Here is a 25,782-nt window from a genome sequence, read left to right on the forward strand (position 1 = left end):
ACGTGCCGCTTCGACGGCGGCGTTGAGCGCCAAAAGATCGGTCTGGCGGGCGATTTCCTGGACGATGCCGATCTTTTGGGCGATCGTGCGCATGGCATCGACAGCACGCGTCACCGCTTCACCGCTCACCTCGGCATCCTTGGCCGACTGACGGGCGATCTTCTCAGTCTGGGCGGCATTGTCGGCATTCTGCTTGATGTTGGCCGCCATCTGCTCCATCGAGGCGGAAGCCTCTTCGGCGGAAGCTGCCTGTTCGCTGGCGCCCTGCGACACCTGTTCCGAGCTTGACGAAAGTTCCTGGCTGCCCGAAGAGACATTGTCGGCGGCCGACAAGGCGTCGGCAACAACACCGCGCAGGCGTTCGATCATCGTGTTGACGTTGCCCAGAAGCTCGCCGATTTCGTCGTGGCTGGTGATCTCGGCCATCTTCGTCAGATCGCCTTCGGAGACTTCGCGAACCACGGTGTTGGCGCGGCCAAGGCCCTTGCTGATTGTGTTGGCGATCCAGAAAGCGGTGAGAGCCGCGATCAGCAGGGCGGCGGCGGCGACCGCAACCATCGTCGTGCGCGTCGTCTCGTACTGGTTCTGAGCGCCGTCGTCGGCAGCCTTCATACGCTGCTTTTCAAGGGCCAGAATTTCGCTGAGCGTCGAGTCGATGTCATTGGCGGCGGCCCGCGCCGTGGTGACGGAAATGGTATTCGCGCCTTCGGTATTGCCGGCCTTGACGAAGTCGCGAATCTGATCGTCGGCGGCATCGAAGGTCTTGGAAAGTTCGGCGATGCGCGCCCAGCGCGCCTTGCCCTCTTCCGTTGCCAGCGCCAGCACCTGGCTGAACGCACTGGCGAAGTCCTTGCGCGCCTGATCGCCCTTCGCGATCGCGCGGGTCGTCTCGTCTGCGCTGCGCGCCGTGAGCAGGTTCTTCTGCTGGCGGATCGCCTCGAGCTGAGCAATATTGATCTGCTGCGCGAGATCGAGCCGGGCTGCCGGGCCGGCAAGAAGCCTGTCGATCGTGTTATTCAGCGATCCGAGGCTGAAGACACCGTAAGCGGCGGTGCCCACGAGCATCAGAATGATGAAGGTGAACGCCGTCACCAGTTTCGTCTTGATTGTCAGTCGCATCGTCAAACCCCCATGTTGACTTCATGCAGCGTCAAGTGACGGCACGCGTTGGATTGTGCCGCGATGAAAAAATCGCCTGCAGATTGGGGAGAATGATGAACTCTCCACCCCTCTTCACCAGGCAGTTGATGTAGTCGGCGCGCCACCGCATGCCGACGCTCGGCGGCGCCTCGCTCGCGGATTTTGCCAGCGTCGTCACCTCGTTCACCTTGTCGGTTCTAAGCCCGACGAGCGTCCGCTCGCCCTGCAGATCGATCTCGATGACGATGAAGCGGCTGTCGATCGTGGCCTCCGCCGCCTCCATCCCGAAGGCAAGACGCAGGTCGGCGAGCGGAATGACCTTGCCGCGGAAATTGATGACGCTGGCGACGAAAGGCTGGCTTCCCGGCACCGCGGTCTCCGGAAGCAGGTCCAGGATTTCCTGGACGATGACCGCTTCCAGCGCGAAAGTTTCGCCGTTGAGATCGAAGGTCAGTACCTCGACTTCCTCGGCATAGCTCCAATGATTGTCGAATCGTTCGGCTGTTGCTGCTGCACTCATCCTGCTACCCGCAATTGCGCCTCCTGCTGCTGACCCGCGGCAACCAGATGCCCGACGTCGAGAATGAGGGCGACGCTGCCGTCGCCGAGAATTGTCGCGCCCGAAAAGGCCGCCACGTCGTTGTGCAGTTTCGACATCGACTTGATCACCGTCTGATGGTCGCCGATGATCTGGTCGACGACGAGGCCGACGCGCTCCGTGCCTGTGGAGATGACAACGACCTTCTGATGCACATCCGGCTTGGTGCCGGTGCGGAACAGGTCGCGCAGGCGCAGGAACGGCACCAGGCTGTCACGCAGCGAGATAAAGCTGCGGCCGCGCGAACGCAGATCCTCCTCCAGCGACAGTTCGAGGCATTCCTCGACCGCCGAGAGCGGGATGACGTAGCGGCCGGAACCGACACGCACCAGCAGCCCATCGATGATGGCAAGCGTCAGCGGGATGCGCAGCGACACTTCCGAACCCTGTCCCGGCACGCTGACGATATCGATTGCGCCGCGAAGCTCTTCGACCGTCTTCTTGACCACGTCCATACCGACGCCGCGGCCGGACAGATTGGTGATCGCCGCGGCGGTCGAAAAGCCCGGAGCGAAGATCAGTTGCAGCAGCTCGGAATCGGAAAGAGGCTGGCCGGGATGGATGAGGCCGGAAGATTCCGCCTTGGCGCGAACACGTTCGCGATTGATGCCGCGGCCATCGTCCTTGATCGAGATAATCACTTCGCCGCCGGCTTGGCGGGCCGAAAGCGTTACGGTGCCGGCTTCGGTCTTGCCGGCGGCGAGACGGTCGCCAGGCATCTCGAGGCCATGATCGATGGAGTTGCGCACCAAGTGCACCAGCGGATCGGCCAGCCGCTCGATAACCGTCTTGTCGACTTCGGTGGTCTCCCCCTCCATCACCAGTTCGATCACCTTGCCGGTCTCACGGGCGAGATCGTGGACGAGGCGGCGGAAACGGGAGAAGAGGGTTGCGACCGGCACCATGCGCAGCACCATCATCGTGTCGCGCAATTCACCGGAGAGGCGCTCGATTTCTTCCGAGACGGAGCGCAGCGCGATATCGGTGCTGGCGCTGGCGAGCTGGCTGAGCCGCGATTGCGCGATGACAAGCTCGCCGACACGGTCCATCAGTTCGTCGAGACGCTCGGCCGGAACGCGGACATTCTCGGCCGACTTCGCCTGGCTGGCTGGCGCGGACGCCTCGCGCCTGGCCGGAACCGCCTCGACGGGACGGAACTGCGGAACGGCAGCCGGCGGAACCGGCACCGCCGATACTGCGGCGATGGGAGCAGGTGTCGGCTTTGCTTCGACCGGAGCGGCGGTTGCCGCTGCCGCATCGCCGATTTCCTCGACGCTGAGTTCCATATCGTCGAGCACGAAGATGAAGACGTCGTCGATCGCCGAGCGATCCTGCTCGCTCACCAGCGTCACATCCCAGGAAATGTGGAGTTCCGTCGGAGTGAGCTCGTCGAGAGACGGAATGGCCGATGTGTTGGCGCGCACCGTGCATTCGCCGAGATCGCGCAGTTCGTCCAGCAGGCCGAGTGGATTGGTACCGTTGGCCATCGAATTGGCCGGCAGGCTGAAGCGAATGCGCCAGCTGTTCTTTTTCTTTGCCGGGGCTTCGCCTATGGCCGCGGGGGCGGCAACTATCGCCACCGCCGGCGCGGGCGCCTTGCCGCCGACGGCCAACTGCAGCTGCGCCAGAAGTTTCTGGCCGGTATCGCCATGATCGGCGTCCGGCTGGTCGACGAGGGCGCGCATGTGGTCCTGGGTGGCGAGAACGGCGGCGACCAGCTCGCTTGTCGCCGCGACCTCTCCTTTGCGGACGCGGTCGAAGGCCGTTTCGCAATGATGAGTGAAGGCGGCGAGCGCCTCGAAGCCGAACATCGCGCCGGAGCCCTTGAGCGTGTGCAGCCCGCGGAACACGGCATCGACGAGGTCCTTGTTGTCGAGCTCGTGGGTCAGATCGAGAAGACCGGCCTCGATCGTTTCGAGGCATTCGGCTGCTTCCATGCGGAATACGGCGACCGGATCGAGCGTACTCATCTTCCGAGGACCTTTTTGACGATCTTCACCAGATTTTCCGGATCGAAGGGCTTGGTCAGCCAGCCCGTTGCACCCGCGGCCTTGGCGCGAGCCTTGAGATCGGCATCGGATTCCGTCGTCAGGAAGATGATCGGAACACCGGCCTGGGCCGGCAGCTTGCGCAATTCCTCGATCATCGTCAGCCCGTCCATAACAGGCATGTTGAGATCGGTCACAATCAGATCGAAGCTGCTGCTCTTGGCCTTCGCGAGGCCTTCGGCCCCATCGGCGGCCTCGGTGACGCTGTAACCGGCATTCGACAGCGTGACCTTGGTGGTCAGGCGGATGCTGGCGGAATCGTCAACAGTCAGGATATTTGCACTCATAACGCTACCTCTTTATGCAACCAGAACTTGGCATCTTCTTGATCGAAGGATTCGATGAAACCTGCGCGCTCAAGTACCTTCAGGACCGAGCCGCGAGCAGGCGTAGAAAGTTTGAATGTCTTTCCGTCAGATTTTGCTTGGCGGCGCGATGACTCTATGAGTTGAACGAAACTCAGATCCGCTTCCGCACTTTCGGGAATGTCGACAACGATCGTATCACGACCCTGAAATGCATCAGAAAACTTTGAATATAGTTCGGATACGGAGCGAATACTCAGCACATCCGGCAGATTTATAGATTCGTGATATTGTTTAGGAGTATCCAACGCAGCCTCCTCGGCCAGAGAAATACTTGATGACCCTAAAAGGACTCTCACGGCAGCGTTAATGCAGGGTAAACAGCGGTTGTATGAAACTACCGTATAACGAGTCTCGAGACTCCCAATTCTCATGGGGAATAAGTTGTATTATTCTCTCAGAATTTAGAAATAAATAAAATAAAAGCAACAAGTTAAGCAATATTAACCATTACAGGACCCGGCACGGCACCCCGTCCACATCTTTCGTTAATCACAACGCTGACGAGTCCGGCGCGTTTACCGGACGTTTCCATCCTGCCCGTAGAAATAGAGTCAGATTAGCCTGTGTTTTAAGAAAAGGTACAAATGTTGGCACACGCTCTGGTATCGCCGAACGCTGCAGCCTACACATCCGGGCGGGACATCGGCCGGACCCTGGAATCCGCCCGCAGCCGGGTCGAGGAACGTTTTCTCGAAGGCGGCACGGTGCTGCTCTCGGTGATGGATGTCCTCAACCGCCTGCTGAACTCTCTCGAGGGCGTCAGCGCGGCGCTCGACAATGGAGAGTCGAGCGATACCGGCGCCGACCTCCGTGCCACGGTGGAGAGCCTGACGGCGCTGCCGGTCATCGAGGAAAATCGTCAGCAGGCACTCGTCTCGCTGGCGCAGACCGGCAGGGAGCTGCGCAAATACGTCTCCGACATGCAGGAGACGATGCGTTATCTCAGAACCTTCGCCGTCACCGTGAAGATCACCGGCGCCGGCCTTCCTGAATTCGCCGGCTTCGCACAGGAGATTCTCGAACGAATCTATTCCGGCACCGATGAGGTCAACCGGTTCGCCACCCATCTCGACAGCCTCGACAAGGAGGTCAAACTCGCTGCCTCCTTCGGCGCCAGTGTCTCCAGGGGCTATGCCGACACCGTTCCGGCCGTCGCCGCCGCCCTGCGCGACGATGCCGCCAAGATCGCCCAACACCGCAAACATCTCGGCGTCGTCGCCCGCGAGGTCGGTGCGATTGCCCGCGGCGTCCAGAGCAAGGTTGCCTCGACGCTCTCTGCCCTGCAGATCGGCGATATCACCCGCCAGCGCATCGAGCATGTGCAGGCCACCCTTTCGCTGCTTGAGGAATTCTTTGCCGGCGAAGACGGCGCAAAGCTCGATGCCGGTGCCCGCAAGCGCCTGCAGAACGTCATCCACCATCTGACCGCAGCGCAGATGAGCGATATGTGCGCCAATTTCCAGCGGGATTCGGAAAATGTCGTCACGACGATCGCCAGTTTCGATCACGACATGCGGGAGATCCTCAAGCTGCGCGACCAGATGAGCGGTGAGAGCGGTGAAGCCGGCGGGAACTTCATGCGGGCTCTGGAATCCAGCGTTTCTGCCGCCCACGAAATCGTCCAGCAGGTCGACACGGCAAGCCGCCAGGCCAACCAGGTGAGCCAATCGACATCAGGTACGGCCGCCAAGCTTTCCGAAGCGATCGCCAACATCCGCGCCGTCAAGACCGACATTCATTACATGGCCCTGAACACCAACCTGCGCTGCAGCCGCCTCGGCGAGGAAGGCAGGTCGATCAACGTCGTTACTGCCGAGCTGCGCATCTTCGCCGGCAAGCTCGATGAATCCGCCGACGCCATCGACACCGGCCTGCCGGCGCTCGAAGCCGCGGCCGGGCGCGTTGCCCCCGTCTCCGACGTCGGCACCGGCGGCCTGGGGGAAAGCCTGACGTCGGCCGTCGGCAACATCCGCTCAGCGGCCAACATGATGGAAAACGAACTGAAGGTGCTCGCCGAGAACGGTCGTGAGGTGGCCACCAAGATCAGCCTGCTGATCGGCAAACTCGATTTTCAGCGCGATCTCGGTGAGGTCTTTGCCCGTTGCGCCGATCTGCTGGAAAGCGCCGCCGGCACCGAGCTCGCCGATATCTCCGATCTCGCCGAGGCAATCGCCCCGCTCGACCGCAAGATCTTCAAGGCCTACACGATGGTCCAGGAGCGCAACATCCATCGCGACATCTTCCCGGCAAACGACGACAGCACGCCCGTCCCCGCCGAGACCGCCAAAGCCGAAAGCGACGAGGACCTTTTCGCCGACGCGCTTTTTTAAAAGCGCCCGCTATCGCCGCCGGAACTTGTTGGCGGCCTCGATTGCCGCCTTCTGCTGGTCGTCCTCGATGCCGAGGTAAAAATCCTCGAGCGACGGATCGGCAAGCCCGGCCCGGCGTGACAGCACATACCACTTCGCCGCCTCGACCGGGTCGGGCGGCGTGCCGATGGCGTTGATATAGAGATGGGCGAGCTTGTTCTGTGCAGCGACATTGCCGCCATTGGCGGCAAGTTTCAGCCATTCGAAGCCCTTGACGTAATCCCTCGGCCCGCCGACGCCATTGACGAGCCAGATGCCGAGATCGAGCTGAGCCGTGTCGAAGCCGGCGCGCGCGGCGCGCGCCATCCACTCCCGGGCGAGCTGCTTCTTTTCCTCCGGCAAGTCCTTCAGCGTCTCATAGATCTGCGCTACGGCATATTGCGAATCGGCAATGCCCTGCTCGGCCGATTTCTCGTAGAACGGCAGTGCGAGCTTCAGTCCCTTCTCGCCGGGATTGTCGGCGACGAGGAGCTGCGCCCAGTTGAATTCCGCCGAAGGATTGCCGGCCTCGGCCGCCTTGTGCATGTAGTCGTCGGCCTTGGCCTTATCGCGCGGGACGCCCTCGCCTTCCATCAGCATCAGCGCATATTTGAACATTGCCGCCGCATCGCCGCCTTCGGCCGCCTTGCCGTACCAGAAGGCCGCATTCTTCACGTCCTTCTTGACGCCAAGACCCTGCGAGAGAATCTCGCCGATCAACGTCTGCGCCGCGGCATCGCCGAGTTGGGCGCGCGGCAGCGCCTTGTCCATTGCCGTCAGGTAGTAACCGCGCTGGAAGGCGCCGTAAGCCTCGTCGACAGGTCCCTTGTAATCCTTTTCCGGCGGCAGGTCCGGCAGCTTCGCACCCATGCGATCGAACACACCGACACCATCGGAGGGCCGCACCACCGGGCCGGAGGGCCGGTCGGTGCGGAAAGTCGAAGTCGGTCCCGAGCTTGGCTGGTTTATGACGCTATCGGTTGCTTGCGCCAAGGCGACATCCGGCCCGGCCGCTACGAGGGTGGCCATGCTGGCAAGGACAAATTTCAACTGGCGGGCGGTCTGGATCGGCATGAGCGCGATTTCAATCCTCAAACCGTGGCGCTTTTTCGTCAAGCAACGCGTTGATTTCGGCGACGATAGATGGCGCCCGGGCGGGCTCGCCGAAGACCGCCAGCCGCAACGCCACGAACTCCGCTCCGGTCTCCGCGACGGCGAGCGCCGAGGCCGGATCGGTGCCGCCCATGACGATGCAGGGGATCTCGATCATCGAGGCCCACCATTCGCCGAGCGCAAGGTTCTTCGGATGCGCCTCGGGCTTGATATCGCCGTCGAGCTTGCCGAAGAAGATATAGTCCGGCCTGACTTCGCCGATCTCGAGCGCTTTGTGACGGTCGGCTGCGTTGCCGCCGCCGACGATCAGTTTCGGCGCGTGTTTGTCCATCGCTTCCGAAAGCGCCTCCGCATTGCCGGAAATATGCAGGCCATCGGCCTTCGCCCGGCCTGCAACACGACTGTCGCCTGATATCAGCGCCGCCGCTCCGGCATCCTGGATCAGCGGCACCAACTTCTCCGCATGTTTCTGGAAGGTGCCGTCGTCGAGCCCATATTGCGGCACGATCACCGAGGCGACATCGCCGCCCTTCAGCGCGTCGGCAACGATCCTCGCCTGTTCATCGGCATCGGCAATATCGGGTGCGATGAGCACAAGGCGGCAGCGGTTTTCCGGTTCGGTCATGAGGTCTTTCCGTTTCCTGCGAATTCCCCCTCGAAATGAGGGAACCGCACTCGTTTTGTGTGAGTAGTTCCGTTAGACGAGGCTTGCAAGAGGAGGACGTCGAAAGCATGCTGCAGGATTTGTCATTCTACTACACCGCCGTGCCCGCGGTTCTGCTGGTGGGCCTCGCAAAGGGCGGCATGGGCGACGCTTTGTCGCTGATCGGCCTGCCCTTCCTCGCCCTCGTCGTCTCGCCGGTCGAGGCGGCGGCGATCCTGTTGCCGATCCTGGTCTTCATGGACATGATCTCGCTCGTCATCTGGCGCAAGCATGGCGACTGGGCGACGCTGAAGATCATGCTGCCGGGCGCTGTCTTCGGCATTGCGCTCGGCTGGGCGACCTCGGCGCTCGTCCCCGGCAATGTGCTGCGCATCGTCATCGGCGCGGTGACCATCCTCTTCTGCCTGCGCTATTTCTGGAACAATTACGGCCCGGGCGCCGGCCAGATAATCCCACCGCGCGGCCAGCGGCCGGTGGCCGCCGGCCTCTGGGGCACATTTTCCGGTTACGGCAGCTTCGTCGCCCATGCGGGCGGCGCACCCTTTCAGATCTATGCGCTGCCGCTGAAGCTCCCGCCGCGCGAATATACCGGCACCAGCGTGCGCTTCTTTGCGATCCTCAACGCGATCAAGCTAATCCCCTATTTCGCGCTCGGCCAGCTCGACACCCAGAACCTTGCGACCTCCGCGACGCTCCTGCCCTTCGCTCCGCTCGCCACCCTCGCCGGCGCCTGGTGCGTGCGCCGCATGAGACCGGCGATCTTCTATCCGTTCATGTATGCGATGGCCCTGATCGCCGCATTGCTGATCGTGCGCGAGGGCCTTGGCTGGTAAGGACTCCCCCACGCTGCATTGCACAATTTCCTTGCTGCGGCGGCCGGTTTGACGTAGCGTTCCCGTTATGTCGAACACGGACCCTTTCTCTGCGATTGCCGATCCGAACCGGCGTTTTCTGCTGGAGGAGTTGCGCCGCGCACCACGGACGGTCAATGAACTCGCCGAGGGCCTGCCGATCAGCCGCCCCGCTGTTTCGCAGCACCTGAAGGCGCTGCTCGACAGCAACCTCGTCTCGGTGACATCGGAAGGCACGAAACGCATCTACACGGTCAACAACCGCGGTTTCGACAGCCTCAATTTATGGCTGGATCAGTTCTGGGCTTAAGGACTCGGCTAAAGCGCGTCGCGATCTTTCAGGATCGCTCCTTCCGCTTCAGGTCCTTGATTTTACGCACATCCTTATCGCAAGAGCGCCAGCCGCAATGCCTCAAGCATCGAGCTGGCGCAAATCTGGTAGAGATCACCGGATCTTGCTGATTTCAGGCGGAATGGATGGATTTTACCTCTTCTAACACAAGATGATCCACCGTCGATCTCTTGGGAGGATTAGTGGACGGATGACTTGAGACGCTGAATCTCGTCCTTGATGCGCAACTTGCGGCGCTTGCATTCGGCAATTTCCGTATCGGAGATAGAGGGAGCTGTTCTGAGCGTATGCAACTCTTCCTCGAGAGCGACATGTTTTTTCTGGAGTGATTCAAGATGAGCTTCAACTGTCATTTGACCCTTCCTTCCTCTTACCCTCCCCGGCCATCATCGTCGGGGATCAAGGTGTCAACGGCGGGGACTGTGACATATTTTTGACGGCTTGTCGAAGGCCAAAAGATGAAGACTGGATGGCAATTTCATGATCAAGACTAACTAGCCGTTACCTGTATTTGGTGATAGGAGCTTGCGGAAATCATCGGCAGATCGGACAAGATCCGAGGACGATAACGGGGAATGCATATGGCCGATCAGGAACAGGCGGAAATCAGGCTGACGGTAGCACGGTTGCGCCAGGAGCACGAGGATTTCGACGCCGCGATCAACGCCATGATCCAGATCGGATGCGATGCTCTGCGGATCCAGCGCATGAAGAAGAAGAAGCTCGTCATCAAGGACAGGCTCTCGAAGCTGGAAGATCAGATCATCCCTGACATCATCGCTTGAGAGGGGTAACAACAACGATGACAGACAGACCGTCCGTCGCCATCATCATGGGCAGCCAGTCCGACTGGGAGACCATGAAGAACGCCGCCGACACGCTGGAGGCGCTGGAGATCCCGTATGATGCGCGCATCATTTCGGCGCACCGCACCGTCGACCGGCTGGTCAATTTTGCCAAGGGCGCACGGGCGGAAGGCTTCAAGGTCATCATCGCCGGCGCCGGCGGCGCAGCCCACCTGCCTGGCATGACCGCATCGATGACGCCGCTGCCGGTTTTCGGCGTGCCGGTCCAGTCCAAAGCCCTCTCCGGCCAGGATAGCCTTCTTTCCATCGTGCAGATGCCGGCCGGCATTCCGGTGGGAACGCTCGCCATCGGCAAGGCGGGCGCGGTCAACGCCGCCCTCCTCGCCGCCGCCGTCCTTGCCCTTTCCGACGACGAAATCGCCGACCGGCTCGACGAGTGGCGCGAGCGCCAGAGTGCTGCTGTCGCCGAATACCCGATGGACGACCTATGACGGCAAGAACGATCGGCATCATCGGCGGCGGCCAGCTCGGCCGCATGCTGGCCATTGCCGCCGCCAGGCTGAATTTTCGCACGATCATTCTCGAACCGCAGACGGACTGCCCGGCCGCCCAGCTCGCCAACCGGCAGATTGTCGCCGCCTATGACGATCCGGCGGCACTGTCCGAACTGGCGCATGCCTGCGATATCGTTACCTACGAATTCGAAAACGTGCCCGTCGCTGCCGCCGAGACGCTCTCGGCAAACGTGCCGGTCTATCCGCCGCCGAAGGCGCTGGAAGCCGCCCAGGACCGTCTTGTCGAAAAACGCTTCCTCAATGGCTGCGGCATATCCACCGCCCGCTTCCACGCGGTCGACAGCCAGGCCGATCTGGAGATGGCGCTTCAGGATTTCGGCGGCCAGGGTGTATTGAAAACCCGCCGTCTCGGTTATGACGGCAAGGGCCAGAGGGTTTTCCGCTCGGCGACCGACAGCGCTGACGGCGCCTATGCCGCGCTGGGCAGCGTACCGCTCATCCTCGAAAGCTTCGTCGCCTTCGAGCGCGAGGTTTCGATCATTGCCGCCCGTGCCACGGACGGTACGGTCGTCTGTTTCGATCCCGCCGAGAATGTCCACCGCAACGGCATCCTCCACACCTCGACGGTTCCTGCCGCAATCTCCGCGCAGACAGCCGAAGCCGCACGCCGATCGGCCGAAACGATCCTCGCCGCATTGAACTATGTCGGCGTCATCGGCATCGAATTCTTCGTGCTTGCCGATGGCGGCCTGATCGCCAACGAGATGGCGCCACGCGTGCACAACTCCGGCCATTGGACGGAGGCCGCCTGCGTCGTCAGCCAGTTCGAGCAGCATATCCGCGCCGTCGCCGGCCTGCCGCTCGGCAATGCCGATCGCCATTCCGACTGTGTTCTGCAAAACCTGATCGGTGACGATATCCTTGCCGTTCCCGACTGGCTTCAGCGCCCCGATACGCTGGTTCATCTCTACGGCAAGACCGAATGGCGCCCCGGCCGCAAGATGGGCCATGTCACGACCTTGGCGCCGAAATCCCCGGTTTTCAGGTGAGAAAACACCTCTGCGCCTTGGGAAAAACACCGTCATGTGGTTGACACGGTGGAGGTGACGGGGTATCTGCTCCCCCACCTAAAGAGCGCGCCCGACGGCGCGCTTTTGATTGTTAAAGATACGGGCGAATGTGAATTCCCCCATAGAGATCGCGGATCAGAAAAATGAAGATCAAGAATTCGCTCAAGTCGCTCAAGGCTCGTCACCGTGACAACCGTCTGGTTCGCCGCAAGGGCCGCATCTACATCATCAACAAGCTGAACCCGCGCTACAAGGCTCGTCAGGGCTGATTTCGCGAGTCCGGATCGTCTTGCCGTGCCATTTGCGCCGGCAGATATATCCGGGGGATCGCTGCGGTGATCACGTCAAATTTGTTTGATCTTCGGCGTTGGCGGGCTAATATGTCCGCCATGCGCTTTTTTGCTTTGACGTCAGCGGCGCTGCCGCTCATCTTCTTCATCCCCACCTTTCCGGCCGCTGCGGCTGAAAAGGACGTTATCGTCGAGCAGGCGGATGTCAATTCTTCACCGAAGCAGCACCTCGACCAGCTCTTTGCCCAGCTGAAACGCGAGCGCGACCCCGATAAGGCCAGCAGCATCGCCAATGAGATCCGCACGGAATGGAACGATTCCGGCAGCGCCACCGTCAATCTGCTGATGCAGTGGGCCGACAAAGCGATCGAGGAAAAGCGCAATCCCGCCGCCCTCGACTTCCTTGACGAGGCGATCGCGCTGAAGCCTGACTATGCCGAAAGCTGGAACCGTCGCGCCACACTGAACTTCGTCATGGGCAATTATCGCAAGTCGATGTCCGACATCGAACGTGTGCTCGATCTCGAGCCGCGCCATTTCGGCGCGCTCTCCGGCATGGCGGCGATCCTCAGCAATTCCGGCAACGACCAGCTGACCTTGAAGGCTTGGGAGCGTTTCCTCGATGTCTATCCCGCCGAACGCACTGCGCAGGAACAGGTCAATACGCTGTCGGAAAAACTCGCCGGCAACCGCACCTGATTCGGCTCGCCCGATCTTGACGCTCGGCCGCGCCGCGCAATTTTAGAACCGTCGCAACACGTCCCAAGATCATGCTTGCCGAAGTTTCCGCTCTTCTCGCCCCGCTCGCCGCCGCCATCGGTTACTCCTCCTATAAGGCGCGGCAATTCGAACGAACCTATCCGAATATCGGCGAACTGACGGATGTCGGCGGCTACCGCATGAATGCCGTCCATATCGAGCGTCCCGAAAATGCGGATCTGCCGGCGCTCGTCTTCATTCACGGCGCCAGCGGCAATCTGCTCGATCAGCTCGTCGCCTTTCGCACCGCACTCGAAGGCCGAGCGGAAATGCTCTTCGTCGATCGTCCCGGTCACGGTTACTCCGAGCGCGGCGGCCCCGAGAACGCTATCCCCTCCGGCCAGGCCGATGCGATCGCCAGGCTGATGGAAAAGCGCGGCATCGAAAAGGCGATCATCGTCGGCCATTCCTTCGGCGGTGCGATCACCGCCGCCTTCGGCCTGCGCCATCCCGAAAAGGCCGCTGGCCTGCTCTTTCTCGCACCCGCCACCCATCCCTGGCCGGGCGGCATCGACTGGTACTATCATGTCGCCACCGCACCGATCGTCGGCTGGCTCTTCAACCACGCGATCGTCGTGCCGCTCGGGCTGCGCCGGCTGGAGCGCGGCACGCTGAACGTCTTTCGTCCCAATCCACGCCCGGCCGACTACATCGAAAAGACCGGTCCGTCGCTGGTGCTGCGACCCAACGCTTTCCACAGCAACGCCGCCGATTTCAAAAGGCTGCTCGCCTACGTGAAGGCACACTCACCGCTCTATGCTGAGATTAGCGCTCCGACCGTCATCATAACAGGCGACAGCGACGAGGTCGTCTGGGAGCACCTGCATTCGCGCGGCCTTGCCCGCGACATATCCGGTTCCGAGCTGATCACCGTACAAGGCGTCGGCCATAAGCCGGACTATCTCGCAACCGATGTCGCCATCGCAGCCATGGAAAAGATATCCGGCCAGCCGCGCGACCTGCAGGCGGCGGCCCGCAGGGCCGAAGAGAGGCTCGCCGCTTCGCGCGAACAGACGCGCGCGACCCTCTCCTCGCCGACGCCGGAGGCGCTGCGCGGCGCCTGACGTCTCCGGCTGGATCACCGGCAGCAAATCTCCCCGCTTAAAGCCAATCCGCTGCATTGTCTCGGGCCGCAGCGGCCCCATATGTTTCCATCATTGTCCATAGGAGGGGAATTCATGGGCCGCCTGCATATCGGGACGATCTCCGTCATATCGGCACTGTCGCTGAGCCTGACTTCGGCTCTCGCCGCCTCGCGTGCCCCTGTCGAAGCCGAGCACGGCATGGTGGTCACCGCCCAGCATCTGGCGACCGATGTCGGCGTCGAGGTGCTGAAGAGCGGCGGCAACGCCGTCGATGCGGCGGTCGCCGTCGGTTATGCACTGGCGGTCGTCTATCCCTCGGCCGGCAATCTCGGCGGCGGCGGCTTCATGACCATCCGCCTGAAAGACGGCACCAAGACCTTTCTCGATTTTCGCGAACGCGCGCCGCTGGCCGCCACGAAGACCATGTATCTCGATTCCAAGGGCGATATCGTGCCGCGCGCCAGCCTCGACGGCTATCTCGCCGTCGGCGTTCCCGGCTCGGTGATGGGCTTCGAAACCGCACGCGAGAAATACGGCACGAAATCGCGCCATGACCTGATCGCACCGGCACTCCGCTTCGCCAAAGACGGCTTCACCCTGGAACAGGGCGACGCCGCAAGCCTTGCCGGCAGCGCCAAGCGCCTCGCCAAGGACGAAACGGCGGCGAAAATCTTCCTGAAACCCGATGGCAGCCCATATGCATCGGGCGAAAAGCTTGAGCAGCCCGACCTTGCCGCCGTCCTGGCAGGCATTTCCGAAAAGGGCCCGGACGCCTTCTACAAGGCCGCGCCCGGCGAGGCGATCGTCAAGGCGAGCCAGGCCAGGGGCGGCATTCTCGCCAAGGAGGATTTCGAGCAATATGCCGTTCGCGAACTGAAACCGGTCGAGTGCAATTACCGCGGCTACGACATTATCTCCTCGCCGCCGCCCTCCTCCGGCGGCGTCATCATCTGCGAGATCCTCAACGTTCTCGAGGGTTATCCGCTTTCTTACCTGGGCTACGGTTCAGCTGACACCGTCCATGTCATGGTCGAGGCCATGCGCTATGCCTATGTCGACCGCAATGCTGCGCTCGGCGACCCCGATTTCGTCGACAATCCGGTCGCAAAGCTCATCGACAAAACCTACGCCAAGGAGATCGCCGCCAAGATCGATCCCTATAAGGCTGGCACGTCGGCGAACCTGAAACCGCTCGGCGGCAAGGAAAGCACCGAGACGACGCATTATTCGATCATCGACGACGCGGGCAATGCGGTTGCCGTCACCTATACGCTGAACGGCTCGTTTGGCGCCGCCGTCGTGGCGCCGGGCACCGGCGTGCTGCTCAACAACGAGATGGACGATTTCACCTCCAAGCCGGGCGTGCCGAATCTCTACGGCCTCGTCCAGGGCGAGGCGAATGCCATCGCACCGAGGAAGACACCGCTCTCCTCGATGAGCCCGACGATCGTCACCCGGGACGGCAAACCCTTCATGGTGATCGGCAGCCCCGGCGGCTCGCGCATCATCACCATCACGCTGGAGGCGATCCTCAACGTCGTCGATTTCGGCATGGATATCAGCCAGGCGGTCAACGCCCCGCGTATCCACCATCAATGGCAGCCCGACAAAATCTATCTCGAACCCTATGCGCTTTCGCCCGATACGGAAAAGACCCTCGCCGCCATGGGCTACAGCTTCGATGGGGGCAATGACGGGCCGGTCTGGGGCCAGGCCGCCGGCATCCTGGTCGGCGGCAAAAGCCTCGCCGCCATCGAAAAGGGCGGCGGCGCCCGATACAACGGCGCCATGGACAGTCGCGCTGGGGAAGGCTCGGCGAACGGTTATTGACGATTGGCTGCGTGTGGGCGGCATCCGTAATCTCCATTCATGTCACGGTGACAAAGTCGCCGTTCACAATTGTTTTGCCGCGCCCTATGCATGGATGAACCCCGCAAGCAGGACGATTCCCGAATGGCCAGCATTGAAATGATTGTCGCCGCCCGCGCCCGTCTGCGCGGCCATGCGAGGCGCACGCCGCTTCTCTCCTCTCCCTTCCTCGACGAGATCGCCGGCCGGCGCCTGTTCGTCAAGGCCGAGTGCCTGCAGCATTCCGGCTCGTTCAAGTTTCGCGGCGGCTGGTCGGCCGTCTCCGGCCTCGATCCAGCGGTGCGCTCGAAAGGCGTCATCGCCTTCTCCTCCGGCAACCACGCCCAGGGTGTTGCGCTTGCGGCCAAGCTGCACGATGTCCCCTCCGTCATCATCATGCCGAGCGATGCGCCGAAGCTGAAGATCGCCAACACCCGCGCCTTCGGCGCCGAAGTGGTGCTCTACGACCGTATCAACGAAGACCGCGACGCGATCGGCGCGAGGCTTTCGGCCGAGCGCGGGCTGACGCTGATCAAACCCTTCGACGAACCGCTTGTCATCGCCGGTCAGGGCACGACCGGCCTCGAAATCTCCGAGCAGGCCGAAGAGGAAGGCGTGACATCGGCCGAAGTCCTCGTTCCCTGCGGCGGCGGCGGATTGACCTCCGGCATCGCGCTTGCCCTTGAAGCCAGCGCCCCCGGCTTTCGCGTCCGCCCCTGCGAGCCCAAGGATTTCGACGACACCACCCGCTCGCTCGCCTCCGGCAAGATCGAACGCAACCTGTCGGTATCGGGCTCGATCTGCGATGCGATCGTCACGCCGCAGCCCGGCAACATCACCTTTCCGATCCTCAAGCGTCTCGCCGGCCCCGGCATCGTCGTCACCGACGAGGAGGCGCTTCGCGCCATGGCGCTCGCCTTCGTCAGGCTGAAGATCGTCGTCGAGCCAGGCGGTGCGGTGGCGCTCGCCGCCGCTCTCTTCCATGGTGAGACGCTGGAAAGCGATATGGTCGTCGCGGTCACCTCGGGCGGAAACGTCGACGCCGATATTTTCGCCATGGCGCTCGAACGCTACGGCTGAGATATTCGCTGCTGTCAGCTTGCTCAGTCGGGCAAAGCGCCATGCACCGACTGCAGCACGAGTTCGCCGAGCCGCGCCGCGGCCGGCTGCAGTTCGGCTTCCGCCTGATGCAGGACCAGACCGAGCTTCGGCAAGTCGGGCAGACCGAACGCCTCGGGCGCCAGCGGCCGGAGTTTCGCCGGCAGGCCGATCGGCGTGCGAATGGTCAGACCAAGACCTGCCGCGGTCGCCGCCCAGAGACCGCCGAGGCTGGGGCTGACGAAGGCCAGCCGCCACGAGATTCCCGCCTCATCGAGCGCTTTGGTCGCCGCACTGCGCAGCAGGCACGGCGCTTCCAGCGAGGCGAGCGGCATCGGCTCGCCGCTTGTGGCTTGCCAGGCCGGCGGCCCCTCGGCAGGCCCGATCCAGCACATCGGCACGTCACCGATCCGCTCGCAATGCGCCGTCAGCATTCCGTCGCTCCAGGCAAGCGCCAGATCGAGTTTGCCCGAGGTGACGCGTTCGATGAGTTCGGCATTGCGCACCACCCGCGCCTCGATCCGGACTTTCGGATGGGCGCGCGCGAAGCGGCCGAGCACCTCCGGCAACAGATTCTCGCCGAAATCCTCCTGCAAGCCGAGCCGCACCCAGCCCTCCAGTTCGACGCTGTTGACGGCCGCAGCCGCCTCGTCGTTGAGTTCCAGCAGCCGCCTGGCATAGCCGAGCATCGTCTCGCCGGCGTCGGTCAACGCCAGCCCGCGTCCGGCCTTGCGAAAGATCGGCGTGCCCGCCTGCTCCTCCAGCTTCTTCAGTTGGGCGCTGACCGCCGAGGTCGAACGCCCGAGCCGCTCGGCCGCCTTGGCGAAATTGCCGAGCTCCATGCCGGTCGAAAAGGTGCGAAGCACATCGAGATCGAAAATCGTTCGCCGCATCAGATAATCCCATTTTTAAGGATCATTAATCCATAAAATTCTGATTTTCAGCATTATCGTGCCGTGCGATGGTTTTGCTGTCAAGGCCGGCGAACGGCCTGCACCATGGAGACCCCGATGCCCTTCGTTCGAATTTCCCTTCGCAAAGGCAAGTCGCCGGACTATCTCGTCGCACTCGCCGACACCATCCAGCGCGCTCTGGTCGAGACCTTCGACGTGCCCGAAAACGACCGTTTCCAGGCCATCCATCAGCATGACGAGAACGAGCTGATCTTCGACCGCAGCTATCTCGCCGGTCCGCGCTCCGACGATTTCGTCTACATCTCGATCACAACAGGCAGACCCCGCACGGCCGAGATGAAGGCGGCGCTCTACCGGCGGCTCGCCGAACGCCTGGCGCAATCGCCGGGCCTCCGGCCCGAGGATATAATGATCGTCATCAGCACCAGCGCCCCGGAAGACTGGTCCTTCGGCAACGGCATCGCCCAGATGACCGACCCGGATTGGCGGCTGCGGGCAGCCGGAGGCCGGTCATGAGCGCTTCGAACCCGAAGGCAATGACCGTCAGACGCCCTGGCACGGCGACCCGCTCGCCGGAAGGCGTCGCAACGGCGCCCTTCTGGGTCGAGATGCTGCTTGAAGGCAGCGCCGACGGCGAGAACACGGCCATGCGCGCCACACTCGATCCCGGCACCATCACCCACTGGCATACGCATCCGAAGGGCCAGTTGCTCTATGTGCTTTCGGGCCGTGGATTGGCGCAGAACGAGGGCGGGCCGCTCGAAGAATTGCGTGCCGGTGACGCCGTCTGGTTTGCGCCCGGCGAGCGCCACTGGCATGGCGCCGCCGATGACAGCCCCTTCAGCTATATCAGCATCCAGACGGCGGAGAGCGGCAGCATCGTCGAATGGCTGCATCGGGTGGAGACACGCTCATGATCGCCATGCAATACAGCTTCACCCTGCCGGCCGATTACGACATGTCGATCATCGACCGCCGCATCCGGGACAAGGGTCCGCTGCTCGACGGCTTTCCCAATCTCGGTTTCAAAGCCTATCTCAGCGCCCGCAAGGGAGAGTTCGGCAGCCGCGACAATCTCTATGCGCCCTTCTATCTCTGGCGGAAACCGGAAGGAGCGAGCGACTTCCTCTGCGGCCCCGGCTTCGAAACGCTCGCAAGCGCCTTCGGCTGGCCGCAGGTGAGGACCTGGATCGTCTGGCAAGCAGAAATCTCGGGTGATATCGCCTCAGCCAGGTTCGCCACGCGCGATATCCTGCAGACGGAGGCTTACGCGCCGCTCGCCGATATCCGCCGCGCCGAAAGCGCGCAGACGGAAGCCGAGATTGCGACGGGCGACGCCCTCGCCTCCGTCTGCGGTTTCGAGCCGACGACATGGACGCGGGTGCGCTTCAGGCTATGGCGAGAGCTTCCCGAAATCGACGCAGAGACACAAAGCTATCGCGTCGGTCACCTGTCCCTGGCTCGACCTTAAACTCAAACCGTTGCCCGGCGATAGAAGGCGAGCGACCCGGCAAGCGCCAGCAGCGCCCCGCCGCAGGCCCGCTCCAGCCATAGGGCGCCTGAGGTCTTCAGAAAACGCACCGCCTGCGAGCCGAAAAAGGCGTAGCCGAACATGATGAGGAAATCGAGCACGGCAAAAACCAGTGCGAGCAGCGCATACTGCGTTGCCTGCGGCAGGGTCGGATCGATGAATTGCGGCAGGAAGGCTGAGAAGAACAGATAGCCCTTCGGATTGGTTGCCGCGACCATGAAACTCTTCAGACCGATCGAGAAAGGCGATGTCGCGCCCGCAGGCGTCCCGGACTTCAACGCTGCATCGATCGTGCCCTTCGAGCGCAGCAGCATGATGCCGAGAAAGGCGAGATAGGCAGCGCCAGCCCATTTCAGCATCGAAAACCAGAATTCCGATGCCGCGAGCAGCGCCCCGAGCCCGATCGCCACGGCGCCGATCAGCACGAAATCGGAAAGCACCGCGCCGATCATGCCGGCAATCGCCCGGCGCAGGCCATGCCGCGAACCGTTGGTCAGCGCCAGCAGCACCGTCGGCCCCGGCGTTGCAATGCCGACGAAGGAAACAGCTTCGAAAGCGACAAGCGTGACGATATCCATGACGATCCCTCCCAATCCCGGGATCGAAACTTGCACGCACAGCAGCCCTTGGCAATGCGGTTCCGTCATCAAAAAGCCCGCCGCCTCTCCGAGGCAGCGGGCTTCTAAAGGGATGCGATCGGATCAGATGCCGCTCTGGCCGTCGGAGCCGATATAGGCGATGCGGATCATGTTGGTGGCGCCGGGCGTGCCGAGCGGCACGCCGGCCGAGATGATGATGCGGTCGCCCGGCTTGCCGAAGCCTTCGTCGGCGACGATGCGGCAGGCGCGGTTGACCATATCGTCGAGATCGGTCGCGTCGTGGGTAACGACGCAATGCAGGCCCCACACGATCGCCAGACGGCGCGCCGTCTTGATGATCGGCGACAGCGCCAGGATCGGCACCTGCGGACGCTCGCGCGAGGCGCGCAGGCCTGTCGTGCCCGACGAGGTGTAGCAGACGATCGCCGACAGCTTCAGCGTTTCGGCGATTTGACGGGCGGCAAGCGAGATCGCATCGGCGCCGGTTGCTTCCGGCTGGGCACGCTGGGCATAGATGATGCCGGGATAATGCGGCTCGCGCTCGATGGCGGTGGCAATCGACGCCATGGTCGAAACGGCTTCGACGGGATAGTCGCCCGAGGCCGATTCGGCCGAGAGCATGACCGCATCCGCGCCTTCGAAGACGGCGGTCGCGACGTCCGAGACTTCGGCGCGCGTCGGCACCGGTGCCGAAATCATCGATTCCAGCATCTGCGTGGCGACGACCACCGGCTTGCCCGAACGGCGGCAGGCACGGATCAGCTGCTTCTGGATGCCGGGGACCGATTCAAGCGGCATTTCGACGCCGAGATCACCGCGGGCGACCATCAATGCATCGGAAAGCTCGATGATCTCTTCGATGCGCTCGAGCGCCTGCGGCTTTTCGATTTTCGACATCAGGCCGACACGGCCACGGGCGATCTTGCGCACTTCGGCAAGGTCATCGGGACGCTGGACGAAGGACAGTGCTACCCAGTCGACATCGTCGGTGGCGAGCACGGCGTCGAGATCGGCGCGATCCTTATCCGTCAGTGCGCCGACGCCGAGCAGCGTGTCGGGAAGGCTGACGCCTTTGCGGTCAGAGATGCGCGTACCCGAAATAACTGTCGTGACGATGCTCTTGCCGTCGCATTTTTCTGCGCGGAGCGCGAGCTTGCCGTCGTCGATCAACAGGCGGTGGCCGGGCTGTACCGACTCCAGGATCTCCGGATGCGGCAGATAGACGCGGTTCTGGTCGCCAAGCGCTTCGTTGTTGTCGAGCGTGAAAGTCTGGCCCGGCTTCAGATCGACCTTGCTGTCGACGAACTTGCCGACGCGCAGTTTCGGTCCCTGCAGGTCGGCGAGGATGCCGATCGGCCGGCCGGAGCGCGCTTCGACCGAGCGGATGCGCTGGATGAGCGTACGCATCAGGTCGTGGCTCGCATGGCTCATATTGATGCGGAAGACGTCGGCACCCGCCTGGTGCAGCTTCTCGATCATCGATTCCTCGGCGGAGGCGGGCCCGAGGGTGGCGAGGATTTTAATTTTGCGATTACGCTTCATCAATTCTGGCTTTCTTGCGTCCCTGGGGTGTCGGAGAGCTGAACCATCCAGCTACCCTGGCGGCCCGTGTCATATTCCTTGAATCCCATCTTCTGGTAACCGCGGGCGTAACAATCCTGCACACCCGTGATCTTGAACTCATTTTCCGCCACGCACATCTGCACGTCACCCGTCCATCGTCCTCCCCGGGCGGCGTCCTCTGCGTAGAGGTAATAATAGCGCGACTGCAACTCTCCCTCGATGAGCGTGGCGCAGGTCGTTGCCGGGACCTGCCACCACCCCTCCGTCATCCAGCCATCCTTGGCCCGATAGCCGATCGCAACGCCAACGAGGTTTTGCGTTCCGTTGCAGACGCGAAAATCGGCGCGTGCGGCATCTGCGATGAAAAACGGCATGATGGCTGCAAGAGCGAACAAAGCGAGACGGACCAGCGGTCCGGACCGCGTGAGGAAACTTGGCGCGGCTTGGATCAACACGGCTCCCAAATAGCTCCACGGTTATTCGTATCGGTGTCTTCTTGCGCCGCCGTCAAGCGAAAGTCAACGCAATGCTAATCGATTATATTTCCTTTCGCAAACCACCCGTCGAGGGTCCGGCTCAACCTCTGTCCGCCTGCGGCGCTTGAACCTGCCGCAGACGCATGCGATCACTGCGCCGACTGCGCAAAATGATGAACGGCAATTCCTGATGGATGACTTCCAATCTTTCGAAATCCTATCCGGCAAACATGACAAAGGCATGGTGATCTTAGCAGATCACGCGATGAACCGCCTTCCCGCCCGATATGGCCGACTCGGTCTGCCCGAGGCGGCCTTCACCCGTCACATCGCCTATGACATCGGTATCGAGGGGCTGACGCGGCAGCTCTCGGCGAGGCTCGGCGTGCCCGCCGTGCTCGGCGGCTTTTCGCGCCTGCTGATCGACCCGAACCGCGGCGAAGACGATCCGACGCTGATCATGAAAATATCGGACGGCGCCGTCATACCCTGCAATCATCCGATCACGCCGCAGGAGTGGGACCACCGCATCGAAACCTTCCACCGCCCCTATCACGGTGCCGTCGCCGCGACGATCGACAAGGTGGCGAACGCTACCGGCCGAGCGCCGCTGGTGCTGTCGCTCCACTCCTTCACCCCGGCCTGGAAAGGCATTCCCCGCCCCTGGCACGCCGCGGTGCTTTGGGATAGCGACCGTCGCGCCGTCGGCCCGCTACTCGACGGGTTGCGCGCCGATCCCGATCTTGTCGTCGGCGACAACGAACCCTATGACGGCGCACTGAAGGGCGATACCATGTACCGCCACTGCATGATCACAGGCATTCCGCATGCGCTGCTCGAGGTGCGGCAGGACCTGATCGCAGACGAGACCGGCATATCCGCATGGGCCCAACGCCTGACGCCGATCTTTGCGGCGATGAATGCCGATCCCGCCTTGCACGAATACGACGTGCACCTGTCGCGCACCGGCCCCTATTGAACGAAAGCCCCATTGAACGGAAGGAAAGCGAGATGACCGCGCTCAGCAAGGAACAACAGACCGAATTCGAGGCCGCCGCCTTCCGCCGCCTTGTCGCGCATCTCCGGGAACGCAGCGACGTCCAGAACATCGACATGATGAATCTGGCCGGCTTCTGCCGCAACTGCCTGTCGAACTGGTACCGCGAAGCCGCCGAGGCCGAGGGCGTCGCGGTGACCCGAGACGAATCGCGCGAGATGGTCTACGGCATGCCCTACGAGGACTGGAAGAAACTCCACCAGAACGAGGCCTCGCCTGTGCAAAAGGCTGCTTTTGAACTGAACAAGCCACACAAATAACCCGCTTGCCCCCTAACGGGCTTGACCGTGACGCCGCTTCGCGGCAGTCACGTGCATCCAAAATTGATCACCGAAAAATCAGGAGAACACGATGTCTGATGCTCATGGCGTCGCCCGCGACCAGCTTCGCGCTTTCATCGAGCGCATTGAACGGCTGGAAGAAGAAAAGAAGACCATCGCCGACGACATCAAGGACGTCTATGGCGAAGCCAAGGGAATGGGCTTCGACACCAAGATCCTGAAGAAGGTCGTGGCGTTGCGCAAGAAGGACGAGCAGGAGCGCATGGAAGAGGAAGCCATCCTCGACACCTACCTGCACGCGCTCGGCATGATCGAGGCTCCGCCGGAAGGCTGATCGGCCTGACATACCGATGTTGACCAAGCCGCTGGAGCGATCCGGCGGCTTTTCTTTTGCATAGAACGCGCCCGACCAAACGGCCACTCCGCCCGGCTCGAAGCGGCTAAAAGAAAAACCGCCGGATGGCTCCGGCGGTTTCGGTATTTTATGATCGGCCGGCTCAGTTCGTGTTGAACTTGCGCACTTCCATGAAATTGACTGCCGTGCCGCTGAAGCGGGCGGGATCGACCGAAGCGGTTTTGACGTTGAAGCCCTCGGCATAGACGGATGTCGGCTGGGCGCGCATCGTCTGGCTGACGAAACGCGGCGCCTTGACCTGCTTGGAGGCCATTTCGAGGCGGGCATTGGTCAGCGCCCACTGCGAGATCATCTTTTGCGTCAGCTTCGGCTCGGTCCGGACCGTCGTGCGGCTGGCATCGGCTGCGGCGGCTTCCTTCTGCGTCGGGCGGCCGCCCTTGGCAGGCAGGCCCTGGGCCACAGCGCTTTCGGCCGCCGGTTCGTCGAAGCCGTCGCCAAAGCTTGCCGATTTGGTCGGCGCCAAAGCTGCGAGCTCGAGCGGCGCCTTTGCGGCAGGCGCTTTTTGCGGCATCGCGGCGTTGATCGCCTGCTCTACCGTCATCTCAGGCGCGTGCGAGGCAACCTGGTTTTCGACACCCTTGTTCTGCTGGCCCTTATTCTGCTGATCAAGCGCTTCGGCAACCGCGGGAGACAGCGCGTCCTGATCGGCTTCGTCGGCCTCGGCTTCCGGATCGGCATCGGCCGCGGCAAGAAGGTTCTCTGCAACGGCGGGGCGTTCGATCGGCGTCGGAACCGGCATCCCCGCGCCCGTCAGCATGCTCGGATCGGCTGACGCAAGTTCGGCGTCGCCGGGTGCGCGGCGCTGGCCGAGAAGCGAGGGAACCGGAATGCTGTAGCCGCTGAGATCGGCAAATTGCTGCGGCTGGGCCTGATCGACCGGAATCGCCGCGGCAAGAGCCTGCTGCGCGGCGTTACCCGAAGACGGCGCTACCAGCGCGCTCGCCATTTCGCTGCCGGCCGGCTGGTTGCTGAAGGCCGGACGAACCTGCGGCACCGGTGCGTTCACATCGGCAACTTCGATCTGCTGCTGCGGTTCGGCAGGCGCGGGCTCGGCCTTCGGCGGCGTTGCCTTGGCAACGGCGACAGGCGTCGAATCGTCGCTCTCGTCTTCCTGCTCGTCCGCTCCGCCGCCGAAGAGTGCTTCGAACAGCGTCTTATGCTTCGGCGCCGATTCGGACGCGCTGGCAATCTCGATCTGCGTACCGCTGACGCGGCGCTTGTAATCGGCCATCGCCTGCTGATAGCCCGGCAGCGGCTTGCCGTCGGCCGGAATATGAATGGTGTTGCCGTTCGGGAAAAGCCGGACGAGCTCGTCACGGCTCATGCGCGGCCATGCGCGAACGCCGCCGACATCCATGTGCACGAAGGGCGAACCCGATTTCGGGTAGAAGCCGACGCCGCCGACCTGCATCTTCATGCCGATCCCGCGCAGCGTCGCCAGCTTGACGTCGGGGATGAAGAAATCCATCGCCTTGCCGAGCATGTGCTGGCTCTTTTCGGCGACGCCTGAGTTACGCGAGCGGCCGCGCAGCATCTCGTTGGTTCCCGGCGAACGGAAACCGCAGACGACGTTGATATAATCCTTTGAACCGCTCTGGCGATAAACTTCCCAGATCAGGTCGAACAGGCGCGGATCCATCTTCGTCGGTTGGTTCTTGCGCCAGTCGCGCAGGAAGCGGTTCAGCTGCTCCAGACCCTTGGGGTCGAACTTGCCGTTGCGCTTGTAGGTGATGACGGCTTTTTCGCCGGTGTGGATGAAATAGAGCTTGAGGCTACGGGTGTCGCCCGCGGCCTCGGAAGGTGTACTGACGAATACTGGTGAGGAAACCGCGAGCGCCAGAAGGGCGGCCGCTGCCGTCCTTACTGCCTTTCCGCAGATGTCGGCGCACAAAGAACGCCAGCTCAAGCGCGAAGGCTTGGAATTCCCATTCAGATTCGGCAACTCGATCCCCGTCAGACAGACAATGTCCCGTACTGTCCCAGATGACTGTCA

General features: G+C 62.4%; 30 protein-coding genes. 17 read left to right on the forward strand and 13 right to left on the reverse strand.

The features are described from left to right. The 5 genes from CO666_RS28515 to CO666_RS28535 all read right to left on the reverse strand — a co-directional run. The coding region (locus tag CO666_RS28515) for a methyl-accepting chemotaxis protein (RefSeq protein ID WP_097615379.1) at positions 1–1,119 on the reverse strand (1,119 nt) is incomplete at its 3' end. A 31-nt stretch (positions 1,120–1,150) separates the two neighbouring features. Continuing rightward, positions 1,151–1,660 (reverse strand): chemotaxis protein CheW, encoded by a 510-nt coding sequence (locus tag CO666_RS28520; protein WP_097615380.1) that lies wholly within the window; start codon positions 1,658–1,660, stop codon positions 1,151–1,153. Further along, entirely contained in the window at positions 1,657–3,708 is a 2,052-nt protein-coding gene (locus tag CO666_RS28525; RefSeq protein ID WP_097615381.1) for a chemotaxis protein CheA, read from the reverse strand. Before CO666_RS28525 ends, CO666_RS28520 begins: the two co-directional genes overlap by 4 nt. After that, on the reverse strand, positions 3,705–4,073 hold the full coding sequence (locus tag CO666_RS28530) for a response regulator (RefSeq protein WP_097615382.1): 369 nt from the start codon (positions 4,071–4,073) through the stop codon (positions 3,705–3,707). The genes CO666_RS28525 and CO666_RS28530 overlap by 4 nt, the downstream gene beginning before the upstream one ends. Further along, positions 4,070–4,399 carry an STAS domain-containing protein gene (locus CO666_RS28535; protein ID WP_097615383.1) on the reverse strand — a complete coding sequence of 110 codons (330 nt, stop codon included), beginning with the start codon at positions 4,397–4,399 and terminating at the stop codon, positions 4,070–4,072. Before CO666_RS28535 ends, CO666_RS28530 begins: the two co-directional genes overlap by 4 nt. 342 nt (positions 4,400–4,741) lie before the next feature. Here CO666_RS28535 and CO666_RS28540 point away from each other — a divergent pair, with 342 nt between their 5' ends. After that, positions 4,742–6,484, forward strand: a complete 1,743-nt coding sequence (locus CO666_RS28540; protein WP_179869780.1) for a chemotaxis protein — start codon at positions 4,742–4,744, stop codon at positions 6,482–6,484. A 9-nt stretch (positions 6,485–6,493) separates the two neighbouring features. Here CO666_RS28540 and CO666_RS28545 read toward each other — a convergent pair whose 3' ends face one another. Together CO666_RS28545 and CO666_RS28550 are read right to left on the reverse strand one after the other, a co-directional pair. Beyond that, on the reverse strand, positions 6,494–7,576 hold the full coding sequence (locus CO666_RS28545; RefSeq protein ID WP_097615385.1) for a tetratricopeptide repeat protein: 1,083 nt from the start codon (positions 7,574–7,576) through the stop codon (positions 6,494–6,496). Between the two features lie 10 nt (positions 7,577–7,586). Beyond that, entirely contained in the window at positions 7,587–8,240 is a 654-nt protein-coding gene (locus CO666_RS28550) for a thiamine phosphate synthase (protein ID WP_097615386.1), read from the reverse strand. Positions 8,241–8,347: 107 nt separating this feature from the next. On the opposite strand from CO666_RS28550, the gene CO666_RS28555 reads away from it, so the two are divergent. Next, positions 8,348–9,112, forward strand: a complete 765-nt coding sequence (locus tag CO666_RS28555) for a sulfite exporter TauE/SafE family protein (protein WP_097615387.1) — start codon at positions 8,348–8,350, stop codon at positions 9,110–9,112. 67 nt (positions 9,113–9,179) lie between these two features. Next, positions 9,180–9,440, forward strand: a complete 261-nt coding sequence (locus CO666_RS28560; RefSeq protein WP_097615388.1) for an ArsR/SmtB family transcription factor — start codon at positions 9,180–9,182, stop codon at positions 9,438–9,440. Positions 9,441–9,661: 221 nt separating this feature from the next. Here CO666_RS28560 and CO666_RS28565 read toward each other — a convergent pair whose 3' ends face one another. Next, positions 9,662–9,835: a YdcH family protein gene (locus CO666_RS28565; RefSeq protein ID WP_085738324.1), complete on the reverse strand. Its 174-nt coding sequence runs from the start codon at positions 9,833–9,835 to the stop codon at positions 9,662–9,664. Between the two features lie 228 nt (positions 9,836–10,063). On the opposite strand from CO666_RS28565, the gene CO666_RS28570 reads away from it, so the two are divergent. The 8 genes from CO666_RS28570 (at position 10,064) to CO666_RS28605 (ending at position 16,935) form a co-directional block, all read left to right on the forward strand. Beyond that, positions 10,064–10,267, forward strand: a complete 204-nt coding sequence (locus tag CO666_RS28570; RefSeq protein WP_003566445.1) for a YdcH family protein — start codon at positions 10,064–10,066, stop codon at positions 10,265–10,267. A 17-nt stretch (positions 10,268–10,284) separates the two neighbouring features. Next, the gene (gene purE, locus CO666_RS28575) at positions 10,285–10,779 is read left to right on the forward strand and encodes a 5-(carboxyamino)imidazole ribonucleotide mutase (RefSeq protein WP_097615389.1); all 495 of its coding nucleotides are present in this window, start codon (positions 10,285–10,287) and stop codon (positions 10,777–10,779) included. Then, positions 10,776–11,852, forward strand: coding sequence for a 5-(carboxyamino)imidazole ribonucleotide synthase (locus CO666_RS28580; RefSeq protein ID WP_097615390.1), 1,077 nt, complete (start codon positions 10,776–10,778; stop codon positions 11,850–11,852). The genes purE and CO666_RS28580 overlap by 4 nt, the downstream gene beginning before the upstream one ends. Before the next feature lie 164 nt (positions 11,853–12,016). Then, positions 12,017–12,142 carry a type B 50S ribosomal protein L36 gene (gene ykgO, locus CO666_RS28585; protein ID WP_003582204.1) on the forward strand — a complete coding sequence of 42 codons (126 nt, stop codon included), beginning with the start codon at positions 12,017–12,019 and terminating at the stop codon, positions 12,140–12,142. A gap of 111 nt (positions 12,143–12,253) precedes the next feature. Beyond that, entirely contained in the window at positions 12,254–12,862 is a 609-nt protein-coding gene (locus tag CO666_RS28590) for a tetratricopeptide repeat protein (RefSeq protein ID WP_097615391.1), read from the forward strand. Positions 12,863–12,933: 71 nt separating this feature from the next. Beyond that, on the forward strand, positions 12,934–13,986 hold the full coding sequence (locus CO666_RS28595) for an alpha/beta fold hydrolase (RefSeq protein WP_097615392.1): 1,053 nt from the start codon (positions 12,934–12,936) through the stop codon (positions 13,984–13,986). Between the two features lie 114 nt (positions 13,987–14,100). Continuing rightward, a complete protein-coding gene (ggt, locus tag CO666_RS28600) occupies positions 14,101–15,837 on the forward strand; it encodes a gamma-glutamyltransferase (protein WP_097615393.1) in 1,737 nt (578 codons plus the stop codon). A gap of 123 nt (positions 15,838–15,960) precedes the next feature. Beyond that, positions 15,961–16,935 carry a threonine ammonia-lyase gene (locus CO666_RS28605; RefSeq protein WP_097615394.1) on the forward strand — a complete coding sequence of 325 codons (975 nt, stop codon included), beginning with the start codon at positions 15,961–15,963 and terminating at the stop codon, positions 16,933–16,935. A 23-nt stretch (positions 16,936–16,958) separates the two neighbouring features. Here CO666_RS28605 and CO666_RS28610 read toward each other — a convergent pair whose 3' ends face one another. After that, positions 16,959–17,846, reverse strand: coding sequence for a LysR substrate-binding domain-containing protein (locus tag CO666_RS28610; RefSeq protein ID WP_097615395.1), 888 nt, complete (start codon positions 17,844–17,846; stop codon positions 16,959–16,961). 117 nt (positions 17,847–17,963) lie between these two features. Between CO666_RS28610 and CO666_RS28615 the strand changes: the two genes are divergently transcribed. The 3 genes from CO666_RS28615 to CO666_RS28625 are packed head-to-tail and all read left to right on the forward strand — an operon-like array spanning position 17,964 to position 19,338. Beyond that, the gene (locus CO666_RS28615) at positions 17,964–18,383 is read left to right on the forward strand and encodes a tautomerase family protein (protein ID WP_097615396.1); all 420 of its coding nucleotides are present in this window, start codon (positions 17,964–17,966) and stop codon (positions 18,381–18,383) included. Then, on the forward strand, positions 18,380–18,784 hold the full coding sequence (locus tag CO666_RS28620) for a cupin domain-containing protein (protein WP_097615397.1): 405 nt from the start codon (positions 18,380–18,382) through the stop codon (positions 18,782–18,784). The genes CO666_RS28615 and CO666_RS28620 overlap by 4 nt, the downstream gene beginning before the upstream one ends. Further along, the gene (locus tag CO666_RS28625; protein WP_097615398.1) at positions 18,781–19,338 is read left to right on the forward strand and encodes a DUF4865 family protein; all 558 of its coding nucleotides are present in this window, start codon (positions 18,781–18,783) and stop codon (positions 19,336–19,338) included. The genes CO666_RS28620 and CO666_RS28625 overlap by 4 nt, the downstream gene beginning before the upstream one ends. A 2-nt stretch (positions 19,339–19,340) precedes the next feature. Here CO666_RS28625 and CO666_RS28630 read toward each other — a convergent pair whose 3' ends face one another. The 3 genes from CO666_RS28630 to CO666_RS28640 form a co-directional block, all read right to left on the reverse strand. After that, positions 19,341–19,976 carry a LysE family translocator gene (locus CO666_RS28630; protein ID WP_097615399.1) on the reverse strand — a complete coding sequence of 212 codons (636 nt, stop codon included), beginning with the start codon at positions 19,974–19,976 and terminating at the stop codon, positions 19,341–19,343. Between the two features lie 123 nt (positions 19,977–20,099). Beyond that, the gene (gene pyk, locus CO666_RS28635) at positions 20,100–21,539 is read right to left on the reverse strand and encodes a pyruvate kinase (RefSeq protein WP_064822726.1); all 1,440 of its coding nucleotides are present in this window, start codon (positions 21,537–21,539) and stop codon (positions 20,100–20,102) included. Next, positions 21,539–22,024, reverse strand: coding sequence for a DUF1036 domain-containing protein (locus CO666_RS28640; RefSeq protein WP_089152718.1), 486 nt, complete (start codon positions 22,022–22,024; stop codon positions 21,539–21,541). Before CO666_RS28640 ends, pyk begins: the two co-directional genes overlap by 1 nt. 202 nt (positions 22,025–22,226) lie before the next feature. On the opposite strand from CO666_RS28640, the gene CO666_RS28645 reads away from it, so the two are divergent. From CO666_RS28645 to CO666_RS28655, 3 genes are all read left to right on the forward strand, one after another. Then, positions 22,227–23,015, forward strand: coding sequence for an N-formylglutamate amidohydrolase (locus CO666_RS28645; RefSeq protein ID WP_097615426.1), 789 nt, complete (start codon positions 22,227–22,229; stop codon positions 23,013–23,015). A gap of 32 nt (positions 23,016–23,047) precedes the next feature. Then, positions 23,048–23,353, forward strand: coding sequence for a DUF1244 domain-containing protein (locus CO666_RS28650; RefSeq protein WP_097615400.1), 306 nt, complete (start codon positions 23,048–23,050; stop codon positions 23,351–23,353). A 91-nt stretch (positions 23,354–23,444) separates the two neighbouring features. Next, positions 23,445–23,708, forward strand: coding sequence for a DUF2312 domain-containing protein (locus CO666_RS28655; RefSeq protein WP_008533181.1), 264 nt, complete (start codon positions 23,445–23,447; stop codon positions 23,706–23,708). Between the two features lie 163 nt (positions 23,709–23,871). Here the strand turns inward: CO666_RS28655 and CO666_RS28660 are convergent, their stop codons facing one another. After that, positions 23,872–25,731 carry a peptidoglycan L,D-endopeptidase MepK gene (locus CO666_RS28660; RefSeq protein WP_097615401.1) on the reverse strand — a complete coding sequence of 620 codons (1,860 nt, stop codon included), beginning with the start codon at positions 25,729–25,731 and terminating at the stop codon, positions 23,872–23,874. Between the last annotated feature and the right edge of the window lie 51 nt (positions 25,732–25,782).

The organism is Rhizobium chutanense (assembly GCF_002531935.1).
GTDB classification, from domain to species: domain Bacteria; phylum Pseudomonadota; class Alphaproteobacteria; order Rhizobiales; family Rhizobiaceae; genus Rhizobium; species Rhizobium chutanense.

Bases quoted from the DNA above. Each gene is read 5' to 3' on its own strand.
- CO666_RS28595 (WP_097615392.1), top strand. From the start codon at position 12,934: ATGCTTGCCGAAGTTTCCGCTCTTCTCGCCCCGCTCGCCGCCGCCATC.
- CO666_RS28550 (WP_097615386.1), bottom strand. From the start codon at position 8,240: ATGACCGAACCGGAAAACCGCTGCCGCCTTGTGCTCATCGCACCCGAT.
- CO666_RS28645 (WP_097615426.1), top strand. From the start codon at position 22,227: ATGGATGACTTCCAATCTTTCGAAATCCTATCCGGCAAACATGACAAA.
- CO666_RS28520 (WP_097615380.1), bottom strand. From the start codon at position 1,660: ATGAGTGCAGCAGCAACAGCCGAACGATTCGACAATCATTGGAGCTAT.
- CO666_RS28590 (WP_097615391.1), top strand. From the start codon at position 12,254: ATGTCCGCCATGCGCTTTTTTGCTTTGACGTCAGCGGCGCTGCCGCTC.
- CO666_RS28525 (WP_097615381.1), bottom strand. From the start codon at position 3,708: ATGAGTACGCTCGATCCGGTCGCCGTATTCCGCATGGAAGCAGCCGAA.
- purE (WP_097615389.1), top strand. From the start codon at position 10,285: ATGACAGACAGACCGTCCGTCGCCATCATCATGGGCAGCCAGTCCGAC.
- CO666_RS28610 (WP_097615395.1), bottom strand. From the start codon at position 17,846: ATGCGGCGAACGATTTTCGATCTCGATGTGCTTCGCACCTTTTCGACC.
- CO666_RS28650 (WP_097615400.1), top strand. From the start codon at position 23,048: ATGACCGCGCTCAGCAAGGAACAACAGACCGAATTCGAGGCCGCCGCC.
- pyk (WP_064822726.1), bottom strand. From the start codon at position 21,539: ATGAAGCGTAATCGCAAAATTAAAATCCTCGCCACCCTCGGGCCCGCC.
- CO666_RS28580 (WP_097615390.1), top strand. From the start codon at position 10,776: ATGACGGCAAGAACGATCGGCATCATCGGCGGCGGCCAGCTCGGCCGC.
- ykgO (WP_003582204.1), top strand. From the start codon at position 12,017: ATGAAGATCAAGAATTCGCTCAAGTCGCTCAAGGCTCGTCACCGTGAC.
- CO666_RS28655 (WP_008533181.1), top strand. From the start codon at position 23,445: ATGTCTGATGCTCATGGCGTCGCCCGCGACCAGCTTCGCGCTTTCATC.
- CO666_RS28530 (WP_097615382.1), bottom strand. From the start codon at position 4,073: ATGAGTGCAAATATCCTGACTGTTGACGATTCCGCCAGCATCCGCCTG.
- CO666_RS28620 (WP_097615397.1), top strand. From the start codon at position 18,380: ATGAGCGCTTCGAACCCGAAGGCAATGACCGTCAGACGCCCTGGCACG.
- CO666_RS28630 (WP_097615399.1), bottom strand. From the start codon at position 19,976: ATGGATATCGTCACGCTTGTCGCTTTCGAAGCTGTTTCCTTCGTCGGC.
- CO666_RS28625 (WP_097615398.1), top strand. From the start codon at position 18,781: ATGATCGCCATGCAATACAGCTTCACCCTGCCGGCCGATTACGACATG.
- CO666_RS28560 (WP_097615388.1), top strand. From the start codon at position 9,180: ATGTCGAACACGGACCCTTTCTCTGCGATTGCCGATCCGAACCGGCGT.
- CO666_RS28570 (WP_003566445.1), top strand. From the start codon at position 10,064: ATGGCCGATCAGGAACAGGCGGAAATCAGGCTGACGGTAGCACGGTTG.
- CO666_RS28615 (WP_097615396.1), top strand. From the start codon at position 17,964: ATGCCCTTCGTTCGAATTTCCCTTCGCAAAGGCAAGTCGCCGGACTAT.
- CO666_RS28555 (WP_097615387.1), top strand. From the start codon at position 8,348: ATGCTGCAGGATTTGTCATTCTACTACACCGCCGTGCCCGCGGTTCTG.
- CO666_RS28565 (WP_085738324.1), bottom strand. From the start codon at position 9,835: ATGACAGTTGAAGCTCATCTTGAATCACTCCAGAAAAAACATGTCGCT.
- CO666_RS28605 (WP_097615394.1), top strand. From the start codon at position 15,961: ATGGCCAGCATTGAAATGATTGTCGCCGCCCGCGCCCGTCTGCGCGGC.
- CO666_RS28545 (WP_097615385.1), bottom strand. From the start codon at position 7,576: ATGCCGATCCAGACCGCCCGCCAGTTGAAATTTGTCCTTGCCAGCATG.
- ggt (WP_097615393.1), top strand. From the start codon at position 14,101: ATGGGCCGCCTGCATATCGGGACGATCTCCGTCATATCGGCACTGTCG.